Below are 21,352 nucleotides of genomic sequence, written 5' to 3'. Positions count from 1 at the left end.
ACGCCAAGCGCCGAGCTGGGATGTCTCAGTCGAGACACGCTTTCGCCAACGCCTGGAACGCTCGCGCCCGATGCGACAGCGCCTGCGAGCCGTCGCCGGGCAGCGCATGTTTTTCCGCCGACATCATCTCGCCGAAGGTCTTGTCGAGCCCGTCGGGCCTGAAGATCGGGTCATAGCCGAAGCCCTTCTCGCCCTTGGGCGGAAAGACCAGAACGCCGTCGACGCGGCCCTCGAACTGCTCGATATGGCCGTCGGGCCAGACGACGGCGAGCGCGCAGGTAAAATGCGCGCGATGGGGGGGCGTCGCGCCGCGCGCCTCGAGCTCGCGTTCGACGCGGGCGCAGGCGGCCTTGAAGTCGCGGTCCTCGCCAGCCCAGCGCGCCGAATAGACGCCGGGGGCGCCGTCGAGAGCGTCGACGCAAAGTCCGGAGTCGTCCGCGAAAGCGGGAAGTCCTGAGGCCGTCGCGGCGGCGCGCGCCTTTAGCAGCGCATTGCCGACGAAGGTCTGTTCGGTCTCCTCGGGCTCCTCGAGGCCGAGTTCTCCCGCGGAAACCGCCTCGACGCCATGCGGCTCGAGCAATTGCCTGAGTTCCCAAAGTTTCCCGGGATTATGCGTGGCGATGACAAGCTTGCCGGCGATTTTGCGCGCATCCATCAGATTTCCTCCCGCCGCGCGGCGCCTGGCGCGCCGGCGGGCGTCGCCATGGCGCTGATATCCCCATACTTTGTGGCGATTCGCCGCAAATCGCCAGGATCGCCCTCTGGGGGTCTTGGTCGACGGGACGGAAGGCGCTACAAAGTTTTGTCTTGGCGCGGTTAACCCCGCCTTTACTATGCTTGGCAACGATTGAGGAGCCGCCGAGACGGTTCCGGACGCGCCAAGCGCGACGCGGCGATTTCGCCGCTCGATTATCCCGGGATGCAAGGGACGAAATGACCTCGACCATTCTCATTGCCGACGACGATCCCGTTCAGCGTCGTCTGCTGGAAGCTATGACGCGGCGATTTGGTTACGAGACCGAGACCGTCGAAAGCGGCGAACAGGCGATTGCGCGGCTGACGCAGCCTGGCGCCAAGCCCATAGCGCTGCTCATTCTGGACCTCGTCATGCCCGACCTCGACGGCATGGGCGTGCTCACCCGGATGCGCGACATGAAGCTCGCGACGCCGGTGATCGTGCAGACGGCGCATGGGTCGATCGAGGCCGTCATTTCCGCGATGCGCGCCGGCGCCCATGACTTCGTGGTCAAGCCGGTCGGCGCGGAACGCCTGCTAATTTCGATCAAGAATGCGCTCTCCGCCGACGCGCTCGCCGACGAAGTGCGCCGCATCAGCCGCCGGGCGCAGGGCGCCCTGACCTTTAAGGACCTCGTCTCGCGCAGCGACGACATGGAGCGCGTCATCCGGCTCGGCCAGCGCGCGGCGCATTCCTCCATTCCGGTGCTTCTCGAAGGCGAGTCGGGCGTCGGCAAGGAGATCGTGGCGCGCGCCATCCAGGGCGCGTCGGATCGCAAAGGCAAGCCCTTCGTCACCGTCAACTGCGGCGCGCTGCCGGCCAATCTCGTCGAATCGATTCTGTTCGGCCATGAGAAGGGCGCCTTCACCGGCGCCACCGAGAAGCACAGCGGCAAGTTCCTCGAAGCGAACGGCGGGACGCTGTTTCTCGACGAGATCGGCGAACTGCCGCTCGACATTCAGGTCAAGTTGCTGCGCGCGCTGCAGGAAGGCGAAATCGATCCCGTTGGCGCGAAGCGCGCGATCCGGGTCGATATTCGACTGATCTCGGCGACCAATCAAAATCTCATCGATCTCGTCAAACGCGGCCTGTTTCGCGAGGACCTTTTCTATCGGCTCAACGTCTTCCCGATCAACATTCCGCCGCTGCGCGGTCGCCGCGAGGACGTCGCCGATCTCGCCAAGCGCTTTGCGGCGCGCTTCGCCGCCGAGGAAGGCCGCAACATCCGCCGCGTGACGTCGGAAGCGCTGTCGCTGCTGACGAGCTATGATTGGCCGGGCAACGTCCGCCAATTGGAGAACGCCGTCTTTCGCGCCGTCGTGCTCGCCGACGGCGACGAGCTGACGGTCGCCGAATTTCCGCAAATCGCCGCCCATGTCGAAGGCTATGAAGTGCGCGTGCCGCCCGCGCCTGCGCCGGGCGCCCCTGGGACGGCGCCGCGCGAACGCGAGATCGTCCGCGTCGAAATCCGCGATCCGAATGCGATGTCGCTGATTGGATCGAATGGCGAAATGCGCACGCTCGAGGACATCGAGACCGCGACGATCCGCTTCGCCTTGACGCATTACCGCGGCCAGATGTCGGAAATTGCGCGGCGACTTGGAATTGGTCGCTCGACGCTCTATCGGAAGATGAAGGAATACGGACTCGAGGAAGCGTCGGAAAGCGAACCCGAGCCTACGGGAACGCTGGTCGCGTAATCTGGGAGCGCATGCTTCCTTTCAGTGCGAGGGTTTCATGACGCTGTTCGACATCGAAGCGAAGACGATCGACGGCCAGCCGAGGAAGCTTGCCGATTACGCCGGCAAGGCCATGCTGGTCGTCAATGTCGCGAGCCGATGTGGCTTCACGCCGCAATACGCCGGGCTCGAAGCGCTATACCGCAAATTCGCCGATCGGGGATTTGTCGTCTTGGGCTTTCCCTGCAATCAGTTTGGCGCGCAGGAGCCGGGCTCCGAGAAGGAGATCGCGTCCTTCTGTTCGGCGAATTACGACGTCACCTTTCCGCTGTTCGGCAAGGTCGACGTCAATGGCGAGAACGCGCATCCGCTCTATCGCCTGCTCAAGCGCGAAGCGCCGGGAATTCTGGGTTCCGAAGCGATCAAATGGAACTTCACGAAATTTCTCGTCGACCGCGAGGGGCATGTCGTGAAGCGTTACGCGCCGACCGACACGCCCGAGCAGATCGCGCAGGATGTGGCGGCGCTGCTGTGACCGCCATCGACGCGCGCATGATTGAAGACGGCGATCCGTTCGTCTTCGACGTGACGGTGCGTGATCAGGGAAGCGAGACGCAGCATCGCGTCACGCTCTCGCGAAAAGATCTACTGCGGCTCGGCGGCGGCGCCGATGCGCAAAGATTTATAGACTCCGCCTTCCGCTTTCTTCTCGACCGCGAAGCAAAGGAGAGCATTCTCGCCCGCTTCGATATGAGCGTCGTCGCTGGTTATTTCCCGGAGTTCGAGCAAAAGCTGCCGGAATATCTTGCTTGAAGCGTCATGCGGATTCCGGCTGATCCGTTCGCTTGGGCCGTGTCATTCCCGGCAGGCCAAAGGCCTGACCGGGAATCCAGAGCCGATCCAGAAACTGGTCTTGCTCTGGATTCCCGATCGCGCGCTACGCGCGCGTCGGGAATGACAGCCAAGCCGTTCGAGGGGATTTCATATCGCAGGGGTTCCGGTCGCACGGTTCGCTGGGTCGAGATCGTCATTGCGAGCGGAAGCGAATTCTTAGAACGCCGCGCGCAAACGCAGGCCGAAGACGTTGATCGGACCGCGCGCGCTGTTATGCGCGGGATTGACCAGCAGCTGATAATCGAAGGTCGCATCGATATTCTTGCCGAAGCCGATCTTGTAATAGGCCTCCATATTCTTCTCGCCGGCGTAGGAGAGCGCGCCGTCGCCGATGTAGACGCTGGTTCCACCGAGCCCGAAATAGCGCACGCGGTCGCCATGCAGACCGCTTAAGGCGCCGGCGACGCCGATCTCATCGTCGTCGCATCCCCAGAGCGCGCCGCCAGCGACGAAGCCGAATGCGACGGAGCGGTCGATATCCGTGTAATCGACCGTCTCATAACGCCCGTCGGCCATGCTGGCGCGCAGGAAAAACCCAAGATGCGGCGCGACCTGCTGCTTGACGTTTATCCCGCCGCCGGTTTTCACGGCGCGCCCTCGCGCGGTGTCGACTCGCGGCGGGAAGTCGCCAGCGAGATAGGCGTAACGGATGACGTCGTCGATTTTGCTCAGATAGCCATTATCGCCATAGACGAGAAATTTGACCGCGCCGGGCTGTTCGAAAAGATCATATCGCGCCTCGAATTCCGCGACGCCCATGAACTGTCGAAACAGTTGCGGCTCAATGTCGAAACTGTTTGGCGTCGTCGAGAGCTGAAACACGCCGCCGCGCGCCGTCCACCAGTCCTGCTTCCACTCTGCCGCAAGCCCGTAGGTGTAGCCCCAGGCGTCGGCCGCGTAGTCGAAGGCGCCCATCGCGTTGAACGCGAAGTTGAGAAAACCGGTCGTGGGATCGTGTGCGTAGACGTTGTCGTCGAACACGTCGCCGACGGCGAATTTTCCGAGCGTAACGACGATGCGATTTTTGTCGACCTTGCCCGAGATCTGGTTTTGCGTCGACTCAAGCACCTCGCTGCGTGAGCCTTGGTCCGGATCTCGTTCTCTTTCGCCGTCTTCGTTCAATCCGATGATCTGACGCAGGAAGTACCGCTGGAAGCGCATATAGGGCGCAGCGCGGCCGACCTTGGCGACCGCGGCGTTGACGTAAGACGCCGCGCCGACCGAATTGGCGAGCCCGTAGCCGGCGTCAATCTCGGGGTTGAGGTAGACGGCGCCGCCGTCCCACAGGCGCAGGCCAAGGAAAAGATTGGTGGTTGACCCGACATTGGCCTTGCCGCCGGAAGGAAAGCTGTTGGGGCCGTCATAGAGCGCGCGAAACCGCGGATAGGCCTGGACGACATTCGTCGTTTGCGCGTGCACGCTGTAGCGTTCAGGGACGTCCGGATCGTCGGCGTTCCCGCCATTGCCCGAAGTCTGGCCGTCATGTGCGTGTTGGCCGTAGTGCAACTCGCCGGAAATCTCGCTCTTTGCGCCGAAATGGTAATTCAGACCGAACCGCAGCAGATGGTTCTCATTGCGCATGCGCGACGCATAGGCATAGCCCGCGCCATTGTCGAAGACCTGTGTGTTCAGCGACTGATTGAGAAAGAGATATTCGGCGCGCGCCGACCAATTGTCGGCGAAGGCATACTCAAAACCGGCGCCGATCGCATATTTCATGCGCGAGGATACCGAGCCAGGCGCGTTGAAAATCGCCAGCGGCCCCCCTGCGCCGAGCGTCAAGGTCGCCGGACCTCTCGCGCCGCCCGCCGCGACGCCGCCCGTCAGATAAAAGAGCGAGCGGTCCCATGCGTAGCCGACGCGCCCGCGAATGCTCGCGAAGAAATTCGCGCTTGTATTGGCGGAGAGCGAATACGCCGGAAGGCCGGGAACATAGGCCGGCGAGGCGGGGAAAAGCCCATGCGGACCGCGCCTGCCATCGAGAAGGCTGAGATCGGTTTCGAAACCCCAGACGACGGGGCCGCGCTGCCAATTATATCCGGCCTGCACGCCGACGGTGACGCCTGGGCGCGTCACGCCACTCGGATAAAGATCAAAGGCGGGCGCGCCGAAGCCGCTCGTCGCCTGCAGCCGCTCGCCTGCGTGCAGAGGAACGGCGCCGCCGAGGCTCGCGCCCATATACATGCCGACCCAGCTGAAGACGGGCGGCCGGTCTTCGCAGCGGGCCGCGTTCCCATTCAGCGCGCAAAATGCAAAACTAAGAGAGACGACAAAAGACAGGCGCGCGGCGGCGCTCGTCGGCGGTCCATGTCGATGGACGGCGACGCTCGATTTCGGTCTGGATCGAGGCCTGCGCATGCGCTCTTAAGAACCTTGCCGGCGGCGTCTCCGTTGGATAGCGATAAGGCTGCGCCAGAACCAAGCGCAGCGCGAATCATCCTTTGGCCAAATAGTAAAACTCTGTGACAGATTTTCGCAGCCGCTATTGGCGCAGTCCTTGCTTTGAACTGTAAAAAACGGCCGCCAGCCGCGCAAACAAAGGCGGGCCGCCAAGAGGGAGTTCTTGCAATGGACTCACGCATAACGCAGTTCGATGAACTGGCTGGAGCGGACGGCCGCACCCGCGCGCCTTATCGCAAGCTTTCGCAATGGCTCGCGGAAACCCCGCCCGAGCTCCTGGCGTCGCGGCGCGAGCAGGCGGAGCTGCTTTTTCGTCGCATCGGGATCACCTTCGCGGTCTATGGCGCGCAGGAGGCGACCGAGCGCCTCATTCCCTTCGATATCCTGCCGCGCATACTCTCGCGCAGCGAATGGACGACGCTTGAAAAAGGTCTGATCCAGCGCGTCACCGCGCTCAACGCGTTTCTTGCCGACATCTACGGGGCCGGCGAGATCTTGAGGGCGGGAATCGTTCCTGCCGATCTCGTCTATCGCAACCCCGCCTATTGCCCCGATATGGCGGGCCGGCGCGTGCCCTTCGATATTTACGTGCATATCGCTGGCGTCGACATCGTGCGCACCGACGATCAGGGCTTCTTCGTTCTCGAGGACAATGCCCGGACGCCGTCTGGCGTCTCCTACATGCTCGAGAACCGCGAAGTGATGATGCGGCTGTTTCCCGAGCTCTTCGCGCTGCATCGCGTCGCGCCGATCGAAAACTATCCCGATGAGCTGCTTGCGACTTTGCGCTCGGTCGCGCCGCCGCGCGCCAACGGCGATCCGACGATCGTCTTGATGACGCCCGGCCAGTATAATTCGGCCTTCTACGAACACTCGTTTCTCGCTGACAAGCTCGGCGTCGAGCTTGTCGAGGGCCGCGATCTCTTCGTTCGCGACGACGTCGTCTATATGCGCACGACTGAGGGCCCGCGCCGCGTCGACGTCATTTATCGGCGCATCGACGACGACTTCCTCGACCCGCTGTGCTTCCGGCCGGATTCGGCGCTGGGCGTCGCCGGGCTGATGGGCGCCTATCAATCAGGCAATGTGACGCTGGCGAATGCAGTCGGCGCCGGCGCCGCCGACGACAAGGCGATGTACACCTACATGCCTGACATTATTAAGTTTTATCTGGACGAGGCGCCGCTCCTGCAGAATGTTCCGACCTTTCGTTGCCGTGAACAGGAGGCGCTCGCTTACGTGCTCGACCATCTCGATGAACTCGTCGTCAAGGAAGTGAACGGCTCCGGCGGCTACGGCATGCTCGTGGGACCGCATGCGACGAAGGCGCAGATCGAGGAGTTTCGCGCCAAGCTAAAGGCGCAGCCGCAGAATTTCATCGCACAGCCGACGCTGGCGCTCTCGACATGCCCCATCGCCATGGCCTCGGGCGTCGCGCCACGCCACGTCGATCTGCGGCCCTTCGTGCTGCAGGGCGCTAATGGCGCCCGCGTCGTGCCGGGCGGTCTGACCCGGGTCGCCATGACGGAGAAGTCGCTCGTCGTGAATTCGAGCCAGGGCGGCGGCACCAAGGACACCTGGGTGATCGACGACGCGTGGGTCGCGGATGAGCCGATGGGCCAAGCGTGACGAGACCTGTGACGAGACCTGTGACGAGACCCTCGCATACCCCGCAAAGACCACCGATGATCGCCAAAGCCAATCATAAACGGACGTGCTGATGCTTTCCCGCACCGCCGACAATCTGTACTGGCTCGCCCGCTACATGGAGCGCGCCGACTTTCTGGCGCGCGCCATTCAAGCGTCGCGACGCCTCGCCGCGCTGCCTAAGGCCTATGGCGGCGAAGAAACTGAGTGGGAAAGCGTGCTTCTGTCGTCGGGCGCGGCGCTGGCGTTCGACGCCTCCGGACGTCCGGTCGATGAAGCCAACGTCATCGAGTTTCTCACCTTCGCGCCGGAAAATCCGGGATCGATCCGCAACTGCCTGGAGCAGGCGCGCGCCAACGCCCGCGCCGTGCGCACGGCGCTGACCATCGAAATGTGGGAGTCGATCAACGACGCCTATCTGGAAATGCGTGCGCTCGAATCGCGCGGCGTCATCCCTTGCGCGCAGGAGCTCGCGCGTTTTCTTGAGGTCATCAAGCAGACGTCGCTGACCTATGACGGCGGCGCCTATCGCACCATGCTGCGCAACGACGCCTATTGGTTCTCGCGCGTCGGGCTTTTTATCGAACGCGCCGACAACACGGCGCGTTTGCTCGACGTCAAATATCATGTGCTGCTGCCCGAGAAGGAGATCGTCGGCGGTTCCCTCGACTATTTCCAGTGGTCGGCGATTCTGCGCGCCGTATCGGCGCATACCGCCTATCACTGGGTCTATCGCACGAGCATGAAGCCCTGGCTCGTCGCCGATCTGTTGATCCTCCGCCCGGAGATGCCGCGTTCGCTGATTTCCTGCTATGAGTCGATCGTGCGCAATCTCGACAATCTTGCCCGCGCGCACGGGCGCCAAGGCTCGTCGCAGCGTCACGCCCGCGGCGTCTACGGCAAGCTCGAAAAGATGAATATGGAGAGCGTCTTTCAGGGCGGTCTGCATGAATTCGTGCAGTCCTTCATCACGGAAAACAACCGACTGGCCGCGCTTATCTCCGAGCAATATCTCTTTTGAGCGAAATCCGATGCGCATCCGCATAAGGCATGAAACGACCTATCGCTATGCGGAGCCGCCGCGAACGGCCGTGCAGCATCTTCGCCTGACGCCGCGCAATCACGACGGGCAGCATGTCGTTGACTGGCGCATCGACGTCGATCGCGATTGCCGACTGGTGCAGTCGGAGGACGCCTTCGGCAATACGCTCCACCGCTTCTCCGTGGACGGGCCGCTCGAATCGATCTCGACGGTGGTCGAGGGAGAGGTGACCACCTTCGACGTCGCCGGGGTCGTTTCTGGCGCGGTCGAGCGCTTTCCGCCTATCCTGTTCATGCGGGACACGCCGCTGACGACCCCGAACATGGCGATCTGCGATTTCGCGCGCGAAACGACGTCGAAGGAAAGCGGAACGCTCTCGAAGCTCCATGCGTTGCTTGGCGCGATTCACGAATCGCTCACATTCGACGCCGCCGCGACGCATTCGGGCACGACGGCGGCGGAATGTTTCGAGCATCGCAAGGGCGTCTGTCAGGATTTTTCGCATCTCTTCATCGCGTGCGCGCGCGCGATCAGCGCGCCGGCGCGCTATGTGAGCGGCTATTTCCTCGGCAGCGACGGCGAGGATCAGGTCGCCGGCCACGCATGGGCCGAAGCCTATGTCGAGGATCTCGGCTGGGTGGCCTTCGATCCGACGCATGGCGTGGCGCCGCAGGAAAATCATGTGCGCGTCGCCGTCGCGCTCGACTATCTGGGCGCGGCGCCGATTCGCGGCTCGCACTCCGGCGGCGGCGGCGAAACGCTTGACGTCAAAGTGCGCGTGGCGCGGGCGGCGGCCTTCAGCCAGTCGCAATCGCAATCGCAATAGCTGGTCTCAGACTCCGACCAATTGACTGACCGCGGCGCGCTGGCGCGCGTCGGCGTCGCTTTGCGAGCGCTCGGGTAAGCCAATCTCATCGCAAGGCGCGAAGCGCAGCCCGTCTTCGTCGTAGTGGAAATCGCATGCGGTGAGCGCGGCCACGACGCGCGGCCAGACGCCCTTCCTGTCCCAGCGATGGTAGCGCGTATAGGCCGTGTACCATTTGCCGAACCGCGGCGGCAGGCTGCGCCAGGGCGCGCCGGTCCGAACGATCCAGAACACCGCTTCGAGAAAAAGCCGATTGTCGCGGGCTCTACAGCCTGGGTCGCCTTCCTTTCCGGGAAGGACGGAAGCGACGGCCTGCCAATGTTCGTCGGAAAGATAATTCTCAATCAATTGATCCTCCGTCGCGGCGCATTGCGACGTCGACCCGCCCGACGCGCCTCCGATGAGGGCCGACAGGGTCGATCGATATTTCAATCTTAGGTTGTAATTTTAAGTAACACAACCTGTTTTGGCGGGGTCGCCGGCGAAGATTTGCGTTCAGCCGCCGCATGAGACGGGACGCTAGGGCTCCGAATCCAGGTTAACGAGGGGGTCATCTCACCGCGTCATGGCCGCGCTTGTCGCGGCCATCCACGCGACGACACGAGGCAAATGTGAGGATATGAGGCGGAAGTACCGTCTCCGCGCGAAGCGTTTCGCAGCCTCACGGCGTGGATGGCCGGGACAAGCCCACGGCTGTCCGGTTCAAGCATAGCGCCAGTCGAACTCGTGTTGTCTGTGATCGCGCGGTTGTGTGTGCTGTATTTCGTTCATGCTCAGGAAGGATTTGCGGTGCATCAGGTTGGTTCGCACGAGTCGAGCGAGTTCGAGGAACCCATGGTTTGACTTGGCGATATTTTGCAGGAGCCGCAAGAGCAGATGCGCGATCAAGGCCGCCGCGATCTGTATGCGAACCGCGTTTTGCGAGCGTCCGATGTAGGAGCGTATCCTCAGCGTCTGCTTCATCAGGCGAAAGAACAATTCGATTTGCCAGCGTCGCTTGTAGAGATCGGCGATGTCGTCCGCCGGCGCGTCCAGATCGTTGCTCGTGTCGGTCATAACGACGACTTCGCGCACGGCGGCCCGCATCGGATTCATGCGGTTCTTCGCCTGCCGGCTCGGTAAAAAGCCGATCCGATCGCTCAGCGCGCACGAACCCGCCGGCAAGCGCATGTCCTTCGCGTCGAGCAGCGGCGTATGGGTTTTGAACCGCGTGACGATCCGGCAATCCGCCGCGTCGAGACGCGCCCACCAACCGTAATCGTAATAGCCGAGATCGAACACATAGGTCGCGCCGGCCTCGATCGGCATCTCCTTGGGCGCCGTGATGTCGTTGACATTGGCCGCCGTGACCGAGGGATAAACCGGGCGGGCGAGATCGGGATCGTAGACGACATGCGCCTTGGCACCGCACACATCGGCGGAAAATCGCGACCATTGCGCGCCGACGCCGGCCAGATGCAGGCTGGTCGAGTCGATCAGCCGCACGACCTCCTTCATCTCTTGACGCATCTTGCGGTTGGCCAAGGTCGCCGTGCCCAGCATGTGCTCGAAAAGCCCGGAAAACACTTGCGGAGGCCGGCTGCGATTGGCGTCGGCGAAAGTCGAGCGGCGGGCGATCTTGCCGCCGACGTGATAGAGCCGCGTCGCATGGCTCGCCATCGCCGTTTCGATCGCCCGCAACGACTCCGCGCCGGAAAACTGCCCATAAAGCAGTGCGATGAGCTGACGGCGCGTATCGAACCCGCGCACGAGTTCGTCGCTCCCATGCTCTTTCACAAGCTTGTCGAAGACGCTCCAGGGAACCAGTTTGAGCAGATCGTGGAAAACGATATTCTTGTGGCGCATGGCGTTGTTCCGGTTCCGTGTCCAGATGATTCGTAACCCTCTGGGAACAAATAGAATCAACGCCATGTACATATTCAAGCAATAAATGAACCGGACAGCCGTGGCACAAGGCCGGGCATGACGGCTGAGTGTGAGCTGAAATTAACTCGAGTTCGAAGCCTTGGGCTGGACCCGCGTGTGCGCTTGCGACTTGCGCGCCCCTGTGGCACACAGTCGCCGAGCGCGTCGGACGTGATTTCATGCGTTTCGGGCGGTCAAGCGCTGCAGTAGCTCAGTGGTAGAGCACTCCCTTGGTAAGGGAGAGGTCGAGAGTTCAATCCTCTCTTGCAGCACCATCTCAAGAAGTTGTCTGTCAGTTCGACGCTGGACGCGAGCGCCGCCGAAAGCGGCGTGGTTCCACGCGGTTAAAGCCCGCCAGAGAGATCCGGCAGGCTTTTCGGCGGTGTCGAGCAGAGGGCGACGCGAGGCGCGCCGCGCGGCGGGAGAACTTAAGAGAGGATCGAGTTCAAGCGAGAGAAGGCTTTTGAGCTGTAGTCTCGAAAGGGAAGGCTTTCGAAAAAGTCCTCAACGGCTTTGGGATTCTGGCCCCAGGCGATCAGGAAGCCCGCTACCGCCAAAAGCAGCAGGGACAGCAACCCCGACGTGAGGCCGGCGAGAACCCCAACCGCCAGAACGACACCAATCTTGGTCCTGTTGCTCATCGCCATCGCTACGTCTCCTGATTTGCGCCTCGTCCGCACGCATCACTTAGTTCAACATGGTTAATGAACAATGAGCGCGCAAGCTCGCCGGCGTCTGCGCGTCGTCGCCGGCTTGGGCAGAAAGTGCGTGGAAAGGCGGGCGGCGCTCTTCCGTCGCCAGTTGCAGCCGGGGCGAGTGCGCCCGTCGAGCTTGGAGCGACTTCGAGACAGGCCAGAGTCGATTCAGCAAGCGCGTCGCCGGGGCGACAAAACCGGTCCTGAATGCGACTTGCGGCGACCGAACGTCTTCAGCCGGAGTAATAGCTGACGATCGCAGCGCCGAGGAAGAAACCGATCGCCCCTAGAATCATCAGTCTCGTTAAACCTTCCGGCATGAACTCTCTCCAGGCGGCGCCGCTCGCCTCAAATTAGCGGCCTCACCTCCAAGATCAAGAAGCGTTGCGCCCGCAGCGCGGCGATCGCGCGGGCGGAGAAGAAAAGAAAAACCGCAGGCGACGCGGCCTGCGGTTTAAAAAATTTGGCGCGCTCTTAGTAATTATAGAAAGCGACGCAGACGCGGTTGCCGTAATAGTCCCAGCCCCATTTCGCGCAGCGTTGCGGCGGAGCGGTCGCCGCGCCGACGACGGCGCCGCTGGCCGCGCCGATCGCCGCGCCGGCGAGCGTGCCCCCGGCGCGTCCGCCGGACGCTAGCGCGCCAATGCCCGCGCCGCCAAGTCCGCCGATCACGGCGCCGCCTGCTGCGCGTTCACCGGGAGTATTGCACGCCATAAGCGGCGCGGCCGCCGCCAGGGCGGTCGTCAGCAGCAGAACTTTCTTCATGCGTTTCTCCTAGGGTGAGGCTGGATCGTCCGCATCCAGGCGAAGCGGCGCCGGACCAATCCGATGTATGCGCGCCGCGAGAGTCTGTACGACGCCGCGGCCGAAGACCGCTTGGGGATGCCGCAAGCCGCATTGGCGTCGGGCGGAGTTTATTAAAAGCGGCCTGCGATGACTGTCGCAAAAATACAACATCGTGCGAGTTTCAGGCGTTGGCCGCTTAGGAAAAGCCCGAAACGCGACGAGTTTTCGCCATAAAGGAGCGCGCACGGCGCCCTTGGGATTGGACCGTAAATTTGCTAGCAGCCAGTGTCATTTGCTTTTAAAGGACATCGCTCTCATGGATGCAGCCGCATGCGCCGAGGAATTTCGACGCCGTCTCGACGCCGCCGCCGACGCCACTGAATCTGCGCTCGACGCGCTGCTCGCGCCTGCGCCGCTTGCCGGCGAGATCGTCCGACCCGCGCGCCTTCTCGAAGCGATGCGCTATTCCTCGCTTGGCGGCGGCAAGCGGCTGCGGCCGTTTCTCGTCATCGAATCCGCGCGACTCTTTGGCGTCGTCGGCGAATCGGCGCTGCGCACCGCCTGCGCGCTTGAAATGATTCATTGCTATTCGCTTGCGCATGACGATTTGCCGGCCATGGATGATGACGATCTTCGCCGCGGACGGCCGACGACTCATAAGGCCTTCGACGAGGCGACGGCGATCCTCGCGGGCGACGGGCTCTTGACCTACGCCTTCGACGTCGTCGCCGATCCGAAGACGCACCCCGACGCCGGCGTGCGCGCGGCGCTGGTGCTCGCCTTGGCGCGCGCGGCGGGGCTTGGCGGCATGGTCGGCGGACAGGCGCTCGACCTTGCCGCTGAAACCGCGGCGACGCCGCTCACGCTCGAAGAAACCTTGCAGATGCAGGCGATGAAGACGGGCGCTCTGTTGCGCTTCGCGGTCGACGCCGGAGGCATTCTCGGCGGCGCTTCTGTGTCGCAGGCGCATGCGCTGACGCGCTATGGCGAAGCGCTCGGCGCCGCGTTTCAAATCGCCGACGACATTCTTGACGCAGAAGGCGACAGCGCCGCGCTCGGCAAGCGCGCGGGCAAAGACGCCGAACGCGGCAAGGCGACTCTTGTCGGTCTTCTCGGTCTCGACGCCGCGCGTGCGAGACGGGACTCGCTGGTCGCCGAAGCGACGGCGGCGCTGCGCGAAACAGGACTGGGGGAGCGAACCGACATTCTGGCGGAGGCCGCCCGTTTCGTCGCCGCGCGGCGCAACTGAGGAATCGCGCCGATGCCCCGACAAGGACTGTCGAAGACCCCTCGGCGCGCCTCGGCGATCCTGGCGCCATTTCGTATTGTTCGCGCGCGCCCGCAGCTCTTTCTCAGTCTCGCGCTCGGTCTCCTCGTCGGATTGCTTCTGCCGCAGGCGATGCAGCCGGTGGCGCGCGCGCTCGTCGCATGGAACGCGGTCGCGCTGTGCTATTTTGCGCTCGTTTACCTGCTCATCGCCGGCGCCACGCACGACACCATTCGCGAGCGCGCCCAGATTCTCGACGAGGGCCGCTTCGTCATGCTGTTGCTCACGACCGCGATCGCCACCGCCTCTTTCGGAGCGGTGGTCGTCGAACTTGGTTCGGTGAAGTCAATGGAAGGCTGGGAGAAGGGCGCGGCCATCGCGCTTACCATCATCACGGTGCTGAATTCCTGGCTGTTCCTGCACCTGACCTTCGCCTTTCATTATGCGCATGAATTTTACTACGAGGAGGAGCATGATCCGGACGAACCGCCGACGGCGCGCGGCGGACTGCATTTTCCTAACACCAGATTGCCGCAATACATCGACTTCCTGTATTTTTCCTTCGTCATCGGCGTCGCCTTTCAGACGGCCGACATTGAAACCTGCTCGTCGCAGATGAGACTGATGGTGGCGACGCATGGCATCGTCGCGTTTTTCTACAACACCACCATTCTCGCGCTCATGGTGAACGTCGCCAGCCAGCTGGTCTGAAGGACATATGAAAGAAGATGCGGCCGCGATAGACGCCATCAAGACCGAAGCGGCGCGGCTGCGCGCGATTTTGATCGGCTCGGTCGGCAATCTCGTCGAATGGTACGACTTTTACGTCTATTCGGCCTTTTCGCTTTATTTCGCCGATTCATTCTTTCCTGGCGAAGACCCCCTCGCGCAGATGATGTCGGCCTCCGGCGTTTTTGCGCTAGGTTTTTTGATGCGGCCGATCGGCGCCTATGTCTTCGGGCGCATCGGGGACGGGCGCGGCCGGCGCGCCGCGCTGATGCTCTCGGTGCTGCTGATGTGTCTGGGCTCGCTCCTCATCGCTCTGGCGCCGACCTATGCGACGATCGGCGTCGGCGCGCCCGCGACGCTGCTCCTGGCGCGCCTCATTCAGGGCGTCAGTCTTGGCGGCGAATATGGATCGAGCGCGACCTATCTCGCCGAGATGGCGCATCCCGAGCGTCGCGGTTTCTATTCGAGCTTTCAATATGTGACGATGATCGCCGGCCAATTGCTGGCGCTTTGCGTGCTGCTCATCTTGCAGAATGTCGCGCTCGACGCTCAGGCGCTGCGTGACTGGGGCTGGCGCATCCCTTTCGCCTTCGGCGCGCTGCTGGCGATCGTGGCGCTCTATATGCGCCGCGACCTTGCCGAGACGCCCGCCTTCAAGGCGTCGCGCGCCGAGCGGCGGCGCGGATCGCTCAGCGCGCTGCTCGCGCATAAGCGCGAGACGGCGACGGTCGTTGGACTGACGCTTGGCGGCACCATCGCCTTCTATGTCTATACGACCTACATGCAGAAATTCTTGAAGCTCTCCGTCGGATTGAGCGATACGGAGACGACGTGGATTGCGGCCGGCTCGCTGCTCTTCGCGCTCTGTCTGCAACCGATCTACGGCGCGGTGTCGGACCGCGTCGGCCGCCGGCCGATGCTCATCGCTTTCGGCGTGCTGGGAACGATCTTCACCGCGCCGCTGCTGACTGCGATACAGACTGCGCGCGACGCGTGGATCGCCTTTGCGCTCATCTGCTGCGCCTGGCTGATCGTCGCGCTCTATACGTCGATCAACGCCGTTGTGAAGGCGGAGCTTTTTCCCGCCGCCATTCGCGTCACCGGCGTTGCTTTGCCTTATGCTGCTACAGTTTCCGTTTTTGGCGGCTCGGCGGAATATGTGGCGCTCTGGTTCAAGGCGCAGGGCCATGAGAGCTGGTTTTTTTATTATGCGAGCGCCGCGATCTTCGTCTCTCTCCTCGTCTATGCGACGATGCCGGATACGAAGAAAAATTCGCGGATCGAGCGAGAAGAAAGTTAGGCCTGCTCTGCCGCCGGCCCTATGCCGAGGTCCGACAGGCGCAGGGCAAGTTCTGGCGCGAGCACCGGCGTCGCAAGCTCGCTTGAGGAAAGTTCTGCGATCTCGGCGTAGCCGTTGGCGCCCAACCTTCGATGGACCCAGATCGTCGCGCGAAGAGCGTCAACGACCCACACTTCACGAACGCCATACGCCGCATAAATGCCGATCTTGCGGCCCTTGTCGTAATTGAGACTCGAATCCGCGACCTCGATCGCAAGCAAGACGGCGGGGCCGTCGAGCGCCTTAAGGTCGAGATCGCGACGAAAGACACAGAAATCGGGCTCGACGAAAGTGCGGGCGTCGAGCCGAAGCGTCGTCTCTGGAATGATCGCCACATGCTCGGGCGCCGCTCGCTGCATAAATCTATTGAGTTCGCCTTTAATCCATTCATGTCGGGCCCCTTTGGGCGACATGGGCACGACCTCCCCGCCGATCAGTTCGAACCGTTCGTCTTCGTCGATAATGCCGACGCGGACCATTTCCTCGATTTCCGCGACGGTCCAGCAGCGCCGAGGCATGCCTTCGGCGGCCTGGGTAGAGAGCGGGAGATCGCTCGGGCGGAGATGCGGGTTCATAGAGGCTACGATAGCACTGCCTTGGAATTCCGTGAAACCCGAACGGCCGTGGCGGGCAAGCCCTCGATAGAACCCTAAGCAGCATCTTGAAGCAGGCAGGTTCGGCCTTGGTCTGCGCAATCGCCTCCGTATGAAATGAAGACCGGCTCAGCGTGATCGTTCAAAACGCTTTTTTCAGTCCCGCCTGACGCAAAATGGCATTTGCGGTCTGGCGGCTGGGGATTCCGATGGGAACGGCGAAATTGCGTCCAGTGACGGGACTATGCCAGATTTCGTGACTTCCTCTTCCCTGGCGCACCATGATGCAACCTGCGGCGCGCAATAAATCGCGTAAGGGACGATCGAACTGCGGCGCCATCACGCGACCGCCTGTTCAACCTCGCGCAGCGCGGAAATCTGCAAATACACCGATGCCGGGTCGACGCCGGGGTGGTTGTCCGCCAGCAGGTCGAGCGTCATGGCCGATATCTTCGCGAAGAGTTCGTCGAGCGTTGGAGCGTCAGCTGCCGCCGGAATTTCATCGCAATGGCCGCTCCAGACCGAAGCCGCGTCATCCCATGCGGCGGAAATCGTGAAAATGACCGGTTTCTTTGTCATCCCTCGCTTCTCCGCCGCGCGTCGCTCAGTTATCCAAGAAGCTCCGCAGTTTCCGGCTCCTTGACGGATGCTTCAGCTTGCGCAGCGCCTTCGCCTCGATCTGGCGGATGCGTTCGCGCGTCACCGAGAATTGCTGGCCGACTTCTTCGAGCGTGTGGTCGGTGTTCATGCCGATGCCAAAGCGCATGCGCAGCACGCGTTCTTCGCGCGGCGTCAGCGAGGAGAGGACGCGCGTCGTCGTCTCGCGCAGATTCGACTGGATCGCCGCCTCGATCGGCAGCACGGCGTTTTTGTCCTCGATGAAATCGCCAAGATGCGAATCCTCCTCGTCGCCGATCGGCGTTTCGAGCGAGATCGGCTCCTTGGCGATTTTCAAAACCTTGCGCACTTTCTCGAGCGGCATGGCGAGCTTCTCGGAAAGCTCCTCGGGCGTCGGCTCGCGTCCGATCTCATGCAGCATCTGGCGCGAGGTGCGCACGATCTTGTTGATCGTCTCGATCATATGCACCGGAATGCGGATCGTGCGCGCCTGGTCGGCGATCGAGCGGGTGATCGCCTGACGAATCCACCACGTCGCATAGGTCGAGAATTTATAGCCGCGGCGATACTCGAATTTATCGACCGCCTTCATCAGGCCGATGTTGCCTTCCTGGATGAGGTCGAGGAATTGCAGGCCGCGATTGGTGTATTTCTTGGCGATGGAGATCACGAGACGCAGATTCGCCTCGACCATTTCCTTTTTCGCCTGCCGGGCTTCGCGCTCGCCCTTCTGCACCATATGCACGATCTTGCGGAACTCGGAGATCTCCAGTCCCGTCTCGGTCGCAAGCGCATGAATGTCGCCGCGCAGATCCTTGATGCGATCCTTGTCGGCGGCGACGAACTCCCTCCAGCCCTTGGAGCCGAGCTTGGCGACGCGCATGACCCACTTCGGGTCGAGCTCCGAGCCGTGGAACTTGTCGATGAAGTCTTCGCGCATCACGCCGTGGCTGTCGGCGAGCCGCAGGAGCTTCGTCTCATAGCCGATGAGTCGCTTGTTGATGTCGTAGAGTTGCTCAACCAGCGCCTCGATGCGGTTCTGGTTCAGCGACAGCGATTTGACGTCGGCGACGATTTCCTTCTTGAGCGTCTTATATTTGCGCTCCTGCGCGGGCGTCAGGGTTTCGTTCTTGAGCTTGTTCTCGACGTTCTGGTCCTGGAGCCGGCGCAGCTTCTTATAGGCGTCGGCGATGCGCGCGAAGGTTTCGAGAACCTTCGGCTTCAGTTCCAATTCCATCGCCGAGAGCGACACGGAATTTTCCATGTCGTCTTCTTCCTCGAAAGATTCTTCGGCGGGCGGGACGTCCTCCTGCAGCCCGGCGGGCGGGGTCCGCGGCGCGGTCGCCGGCGCCAGGTCGGCGGCGGCGGGCGCCGGCTCAGCGGTCTTCGTCGCCTTGCCCTCGGGGCCGGCGTAGGTCGCCTCGAGATCGATGATGTCGCGCAGCAAGACCTTGCCCGCTTCCAATTCCTCGCGCCAGATGATGATCGCCTGGAAGGTCAGCGGGCTCTCGCAGAGCCCGGCGATCATCGCCTCGCGCCCGGCCTCGATGCGCTTGGCGATGGCGATTTCGCCTTCTCGCGACAGAAGTTCGACCGAGCCCATCTCGCGCAGATACATGCGCACGGGGTCATCGGTGCGATCGGCGGGCTCCGACGTGCGCGTCGCCACGGCGGTCGCGCGCGGGGTCTCGACGAGCTCGCCGCCTTCGGGTTCTTCTTCCTCGGGGCTTTGTTCTTCGGCCTCGACGTCGTCCGGATCGTCGCCTTCAGAGACGGTGATGCCCATTTCCGAGAGCATCGCGTAGACGTCCTCGATCTGATCCGACGACACTTCCTCGGACGGCAGCACCGCGTTCAGCTCGGCATAGGTGACAAAGCCGCGTTTTTTCGCGAGCTTGATCATCCGCTTGACGGCGGCGTCGTTGAGATCGAGAAGCGGTCCGTCGGAAGCCTCCGTCGCCGCTACGGTTTCGTTCTCGACCTTATTTTCGTCTTTCTTCGCCATCCACAAGCTCCAAACGCCTCGCCCCGGATCGGCTTTCCCCGAACCAGGCAAGGCGCAAGTTTTCCAAAATAAGCCAGAGAGGCCGGCCCTCTCTAAGCCAAGGCGCGGCAAGCGGACCTAAAAAGCCCGACCGACCGCAGAAAAATCGTCGCCCCACCCCCTAGCGGCGCGCTTTCCGTCCCCTCTTCGCCAAGGGTCTTCGCCACAGCGCCGACCCATGCGAATTCATAAGTTGCGCGACGGCCGGCCGGAAAGTGATCCGTAACCTTCCACCGCTGCTTCTGCGCCTTCTAGCGCAGACAACTGGGTCTGAATATCCTTCAGCCGCGCGTGATCCCGCTCGCTTGGGTTGTCGGCCAGCAGCGCTTGCACCGCGCGCAACTCTCTATTTAACGCCAATGATCTGCGATGCAAGGCGAAAGCCTGTCGCAGGCTCTCGCCGGCGTCCGCGGCCGCGGCCTCAGGGCGCACGCTCCACAGCGTCGAATGAGCGGCCATCGCCTCGAGCCGGGCGACCGTTCGTGCAAGTCCAAGCGCCGCCAAAAATGGGTGAAGCTCAAGTTTATCGCTGGCGTTGCTCTCCGCGAACCGCAGGAGCGCGTCGCGCAAGTCGCGCGCGTCGGCGGACTCAAGATCAAGCGTCGCCAGATCCTCCGCGCGGGAGTGGATGAGATCCGGATGGTTGATCAGGATCAACAGGATAAGCGCCTCGCGCGGCGCAATCGCGGACTTGACGCCGCGAAACAGCGGCGAATTCGCCAAGCCCGGACCAATGGTCAAAGGGCCCTCGTCGGAAGCGCGCCGGCGACCGCTCGCGCCGCGCCGCGCGCCGTCGGGGCGTCGAAACGGGGCGCGTCGGTCGCGACTGAAGAGGCGGTCCAGCCGCTGCGCCAGCTCCTGGAGGTAATGACGCCGCAGGTCGTCATCGCCGATCTGACCGACGATCTCGCGCAGCCGCCGCTCGAGGGCGGCGCGGCGCTCGGGCGTATCCAGCGTCGCCGATTCGGTCTCACGCATCCACAGGAGATCGACGAGCGGCAGCGGGTGGTTCAAAGCTTCCGCGAGCGCCTCGGCCCCGCTTGAGCGCAGCAGTTCGTCCGGGTCCTGGCCGTCCGGCAGGAGGACGAATCGCAGCGAGCGCCCGGGGCCAATCAGCGGCAGCGCCGTATCGACCGCCCGAAAGGCGGCTTTCAATCCGGCCTTGTCGCCGTCGAAGCAGAGGATCGGCTCCTCGGCCATGCGCCAGAGCAGGGCGCATTGCTCCGGCGTCAGCGCCGTGCCCAGGGGGGCGACGGCGTTGGGAAAGCCCGCGGCGGCCAGCGCAATGACGTCGACATAGCCCTCGACGGCGATCACCGCGCCGGTCTCATGCGCCGTCTTGCGGGCGCTGTGCAGATTGTAGAGCGTCGCGCCTTTGTGAAAGAGCGGCGTCTCGGGGGAATTCAGATATTTCGCCTGGGCGTCCGCCTCCAGCGCGCGTCCGCCAAAGGCGATGACCCGACCGGCGCGGTCGCAGATCGGAAACATCACCCGATTGCGGAACCGATCGTAGGGAACGGCGATATCCTCGCCGTGCACGAGGAGACCCGCCTCGATCATCGTTTCAACGCTCGCGCCCTTGGCGGCGAGGTGATCGCGCAGCGCATGGCGCTCGGGCGGCGCAAAACCCAGTCGGAATTTTTCGCGCGCGGCCAAGGAAATCTGTCTGCGGTCGAGATAGGCGCGCGCCTCGCGTCCGGCCGGGCCGGCGAGCTGCTTTTCGAAAAAGACCGCCGCCGCCTCCAGCGCCTCGCCCAGCGTCGCGCGCCGTTGGTCCTGTTCCTGCTGCTCTTTGGTCTCGACGGGCAGGGGCAGCCCCGCGAGGGCCGCCAGTCTTTCCACCGCTTCTGGAAAGGAGAGCCCCTCCGTCTCCATGAGAAAATCGAAGATGTTGCCGTTCTTTCCGGCGGAGAAGTCGAACCAGCGCATCTTCTGGTCGTTGACGTAAAAGGAGGGGGTCTTTTCGGCGTTGAAGGGCGACAGGCCGCGCCACTCCCTGCCTTCCTTCCGAAGCTTCACCTTTTGGCGCACGACCTCGGAGACGGGCAGGCGCGCCCGTATCTCATCGAGGAAGGAAGGGGAAAAGCGCATCGGCTCTCCCTAGCACTCCTTT

Annotated in this window: 20 protein-coding genes and 1 tRNA gene; 10 read left to right on the top strand and 11 right to left on the bottom strand. The window is 62.9% G+C overall.

The annotated features are described in order from the left end of the window. Nucleotides 1-25 precede the first annotated feature (25 nt). Complete coding sequence (gene rdgB, locus IYY11_RS13915) at nucleotides 26-655, bottom strand: RdgB/HAM1 family non-canonical purine NTP pyrophosphatase (protein WP_196404394.1); 630 nt, start codon at nucleotides 653-655, stop codon at nucleotides 26-28. 278 nt (nucleotides 656-933) lie between these two features. Between rdgB and IYY11_RS13910 the strand changes: the two genes are divergently transcribed. Genes IYY11_RS13910 through IYY11_RS13900 form a run of 3 tightly spaced genes read left to right on the top strand, consistent with a single transcriptional unit; the run spans nucleotide 934 to nucleotide 3,228 of the window. After that, on the top strand, nucleotides 934-2,436 hold the full coding sequence (locus tag IYY11_RS13910) for a sigma-54 dependent transcriptional regulator (protein ID WP_196404393.1): 1,503 nt from the start codon (nucleotides 934-936) through the stop codon (nucleotides 2,434-2,436). A 37-nt stretch (nucleotides 2,437-2,473) separates the two neighbouring features. Further along, nucleotides 2,474-2,950 carry a glutathione peroxidase gene (locus IYY11_RS13905; protein ID WP_196404392.1) on the top strand — a complete coding sequence of 159 codons (477 nt, stop codon included), beginning with the start codon at nucleotides 2,474-2,476 and terminating at the stop codon, nucleotides 2,948-2,950. After that, nucleotides 2,947-3,228, top strand: coding sequence for a hypothetical protein (locus tag IYY11_RS13900; protein ID WP_196404391.1), 282 nt, complete (start codon nucleotides 2,947-2,949; stop codon nucleotides 3,226-3,228). Before IYY11_RS13905 ends, IYY11_RS13900 begins: the two co-directional genes overlap by 4 nt. Before the next feature lie 237 nt (nucleotides 3,229-3,465). Here the strand turns inward: IYY11_RS13900 and IYY11_RS13895 are convergent, their stop codons facing one another. Then, nucleotides 3,466-5,667, bottom strand: coding sequence for a carbohydrate porin (locus IYY11_RS13895; protein WP_196404390.1), 2,202 nt, complete (start codon nucleotides 5,665-5,667; stop codon nucleotides 3,466-3,468). 210 nt (nucleotides 5,668-5,877) lie between these two features. Between IYY11_RS13895 and IYY11_RS13890 the strand changes: the two genes are divergently transcribed. The 3 genes from IYY11_RS13890 to IYY11_RS13880 all read left to right on the top strand — a co-directional run bounded on the left by IYY11_RS13890 (nucleotide 5,878) and on the right by IYY11_RS13880 (nucleotide 9,224). After that, nucleotides 5,878-7,338, top strand: a complete 1,461-nt coding sequence (locus IYY11_RS13890; protein ID WP_196404389.1) for a circularly permuted type 2 ATP-grasp protein — start codon at nucleotides 5,878-5,880, stop codon at nucleotides 7,336-7,338. 91 nt (nucleotides 7,339-7,429) lie between these two features. Beyond that, complete coding sequence (locus tag IYY11_RS13885; protein ID WP_196404388.1) at nucleotides 7,430-8,377, top strand: alpha-E domain-containing protein; 948 nt, start codon at nucleotides 7,430-7,432, stop codon at nucleotides 8,375-8,377. 10 nt (nucleotides 8,378-8,387) lie between these two features. Next, nucleotides 8,388-9,224 (top strand): transglutaminase domain-containing protein, encoded by an 837-nt coding sequence (locus IYY11_RS13880; RefSeq protein WP_196404387.1) that lies wholly within the window; start codon nucleotides 8,388-8,390, stop codon nucleotides 9,222-9,224. Nucleotides 9,225-9,230: 6 nt separating this feature from the next. Here the strand turns inward: IYY11_RS13880 and IYY11_RS13875 are convergent, their stop codons facing one another. Continuing rightward, entirely contained in the window at nucleotides 9,231-9,611 is a 381-nt protein-coding gene (locus tag IYY11_RS13875) for a transposase (RefSeq protein WP_196404386.1), read from the bottom strand. Between the two features lie 354 nt (nucleotides 9,612-9,965). Beyond that, the gene (locus IYY11_RS13870) at nucleotides 9,966-11,108 is read right to left on the bottom strand and encodes an IS4 family transposase (RefSeq protein ID WP_196404385.1); all 1,143 of its coding nucleotides are present in this window, start codon (nucleotides 11,106-11,108) and stop codon (nucleotides 9,966-9,968) included. A gap of 260 nt (nucleotides 11,109-11,368) precedes the next feature. Between IYY11_RS13870 and IYY11_RS13865 the strand changes: the two genes are divergently transcribed. After that, nucleotides 11,369-11,443: transfer RNA gene (locus IYY11_RS13865), tRNA-Thr, on the top strand. Between the two features lie 153 nt (nucleotides 11,444-11,596). Here IYY11_RS13865 and IYY11_RS13860 read toward each other — a convergent pair. Then, complete coding sequence (locus IYY11_RS13860; RefSeq protein WP_196404384.1) at nucleotides 11,597-11,815, bottom strand: hypothetical protein; 219 nt, start codon at nucleotides 11,813-11,815, stop codon at nucleotides 11,597-11,599. A 522-nt stretch (nucleotides 11,816-12,337) separates the two neighbouring features. After that, nucleotides 12,338-12,628: a hypothetical protein gene (locus tag IYY11_RS13855; protein WP_196404383.1), complete on the bottom strand. Its 291-nt coding sequence runs from the start codon at nucleotides 12,626-12,628 to the stop codon at nucleotides 12,338-12,340. Nucleotides 12,629-12,965: 337 nt separating this feature from the next. Between IYY11_RS13855 and IYY11_RS13850 the strand changes: the two genes are divergently transcribed. From IYY11_RS13850 to IYY11_RS13840, 3 genes are read left to right on the top strand one after another with little or no spacing between them, the layout of a single operon-like run. Then, on the top strand, nucleotides 12,966-13,898 hold the full coding sequence (locus tag IYY11_RS13850) for a polyprenyl synthetase family protein (protein WP_196404382.1): 933 nt from the start codon (nucleotides 12,966-12,968) through the stop codon (nucleotides 13,896-13,898). Nucleotides 13,899-13,910: 12 nt separating this feature from the next. Continuing rightward, the gene (locus IYY11_RS13845; RefSeq protein WP_196404381.1) at nucleotides 13,911-14,627 is read left to right on the top strand and encodes a DUF1345 domain-containing protein; all 717 of its coding nucleotides are present in this window, start codon (nucleotides 13,911-13,913) and stop codon (nucleotides 14,625-14,627) included. A gap of 7 nt (nucleotides 14,628-14,634) precedes the next feature. Beyond that, complete coding sequence (locus IYY11_RS13840) at nucleotides 14,635-15,945, top strand: MFS transporter (RefSeq protein ID WP_196404380.1); 1,311 nt, start codon at nucleotides 14,635-14,637, stop codon at nucleotides 15,943-15,945. Here the strand turns inward: IYY11_RS13840 and IYY11_RS13835 are convergent. From IYY11_RS13835 to dnaG, 5 genes are all read right to left on the bottom strand, one after another. Next, complete coding sequence (locus IYY11_RS13835) at nucleotides 15,942-16,559, bottom strand: Uma2 family endonuclease (RefSeq protein WP_196404379.1); 618 nt, start codon at nucleotides 16,557-16,559, stop codon at nucleotides 15,942-15,944. The genes IYY11_RS13840 and IYY11_RS13835 overlap by 4 nt on opposite strands. Nucleotides 16,560-16,719: 160 nt before the next feature. Continuing rightward, a complete protein-coding gene (locus IYY11_RS13830; protein ID WP_196404378.1) occupies nucleotides 16,720-16,917 on the bottom strand; it encodes a type II toxin-antitoxin system HicA family toxin in 198 nt (65 codons plus the stop codon). Continuing rightward, nucleotides 16,917-17,156 (bottom strand): DUF1902 domain-containing protein, encoded by a 240-nt coding sequence (locus IYY11_RS13825; RefSeq protein WP_196404377.1) that lies wholly within the window; start codon nucleotides 17,154-17,156, stop codon nucleotides 16,917-16,919. Before IYY11_RS13825 ends, IYY11_RS13830 begins: the two co-directional genes overlap by 1 nt. Before the next feature lie 25 nt (nucleotides 17,157-17,181). Next, nucleotides 17,182-19,200: an RNA polymerase sigma factor RpoD gene (gene rpoD / locus IYY11_RS13820; protein ID WP_196404376.1), complete on the bottom strand. Its 2,019-nt coding sequence runs from the start codon at nucleotides 19,198-19,200 to the stop codon at nucleotides 17,182-17,184. A gap of 225 nt (nucleotides 19,201-19,425) precedes the next feature. Then, nucleotides 19,426-21,330 (bottom strand): DNA primase, encoded by a 1,905-nt coding sequence (gene dnaG, locus IYY11_RS13815; RefSeq protein WP_196404375.1) that lies wholly within the window; start codon nucleotides 21,328-21,330, stop codon nucleotides 19,426-19,428. Nucleotides 21,331-21,352: the final 22 nt, after the last annotated feature.

The organism is Methylocystis sp. H62 (assembly GCF_015709515.1).
Lineage (GTDB): Bacteria > Pseudomonadota > Alphaproteobacteria > Rhizobiales > Beijerinckiaceae > Methylocystis.
The sequence above is the reverse complement of the archived record's forward strand: the minus strand, read 5'-3'. Positions and strand labels throughout refer to the sequence as shown.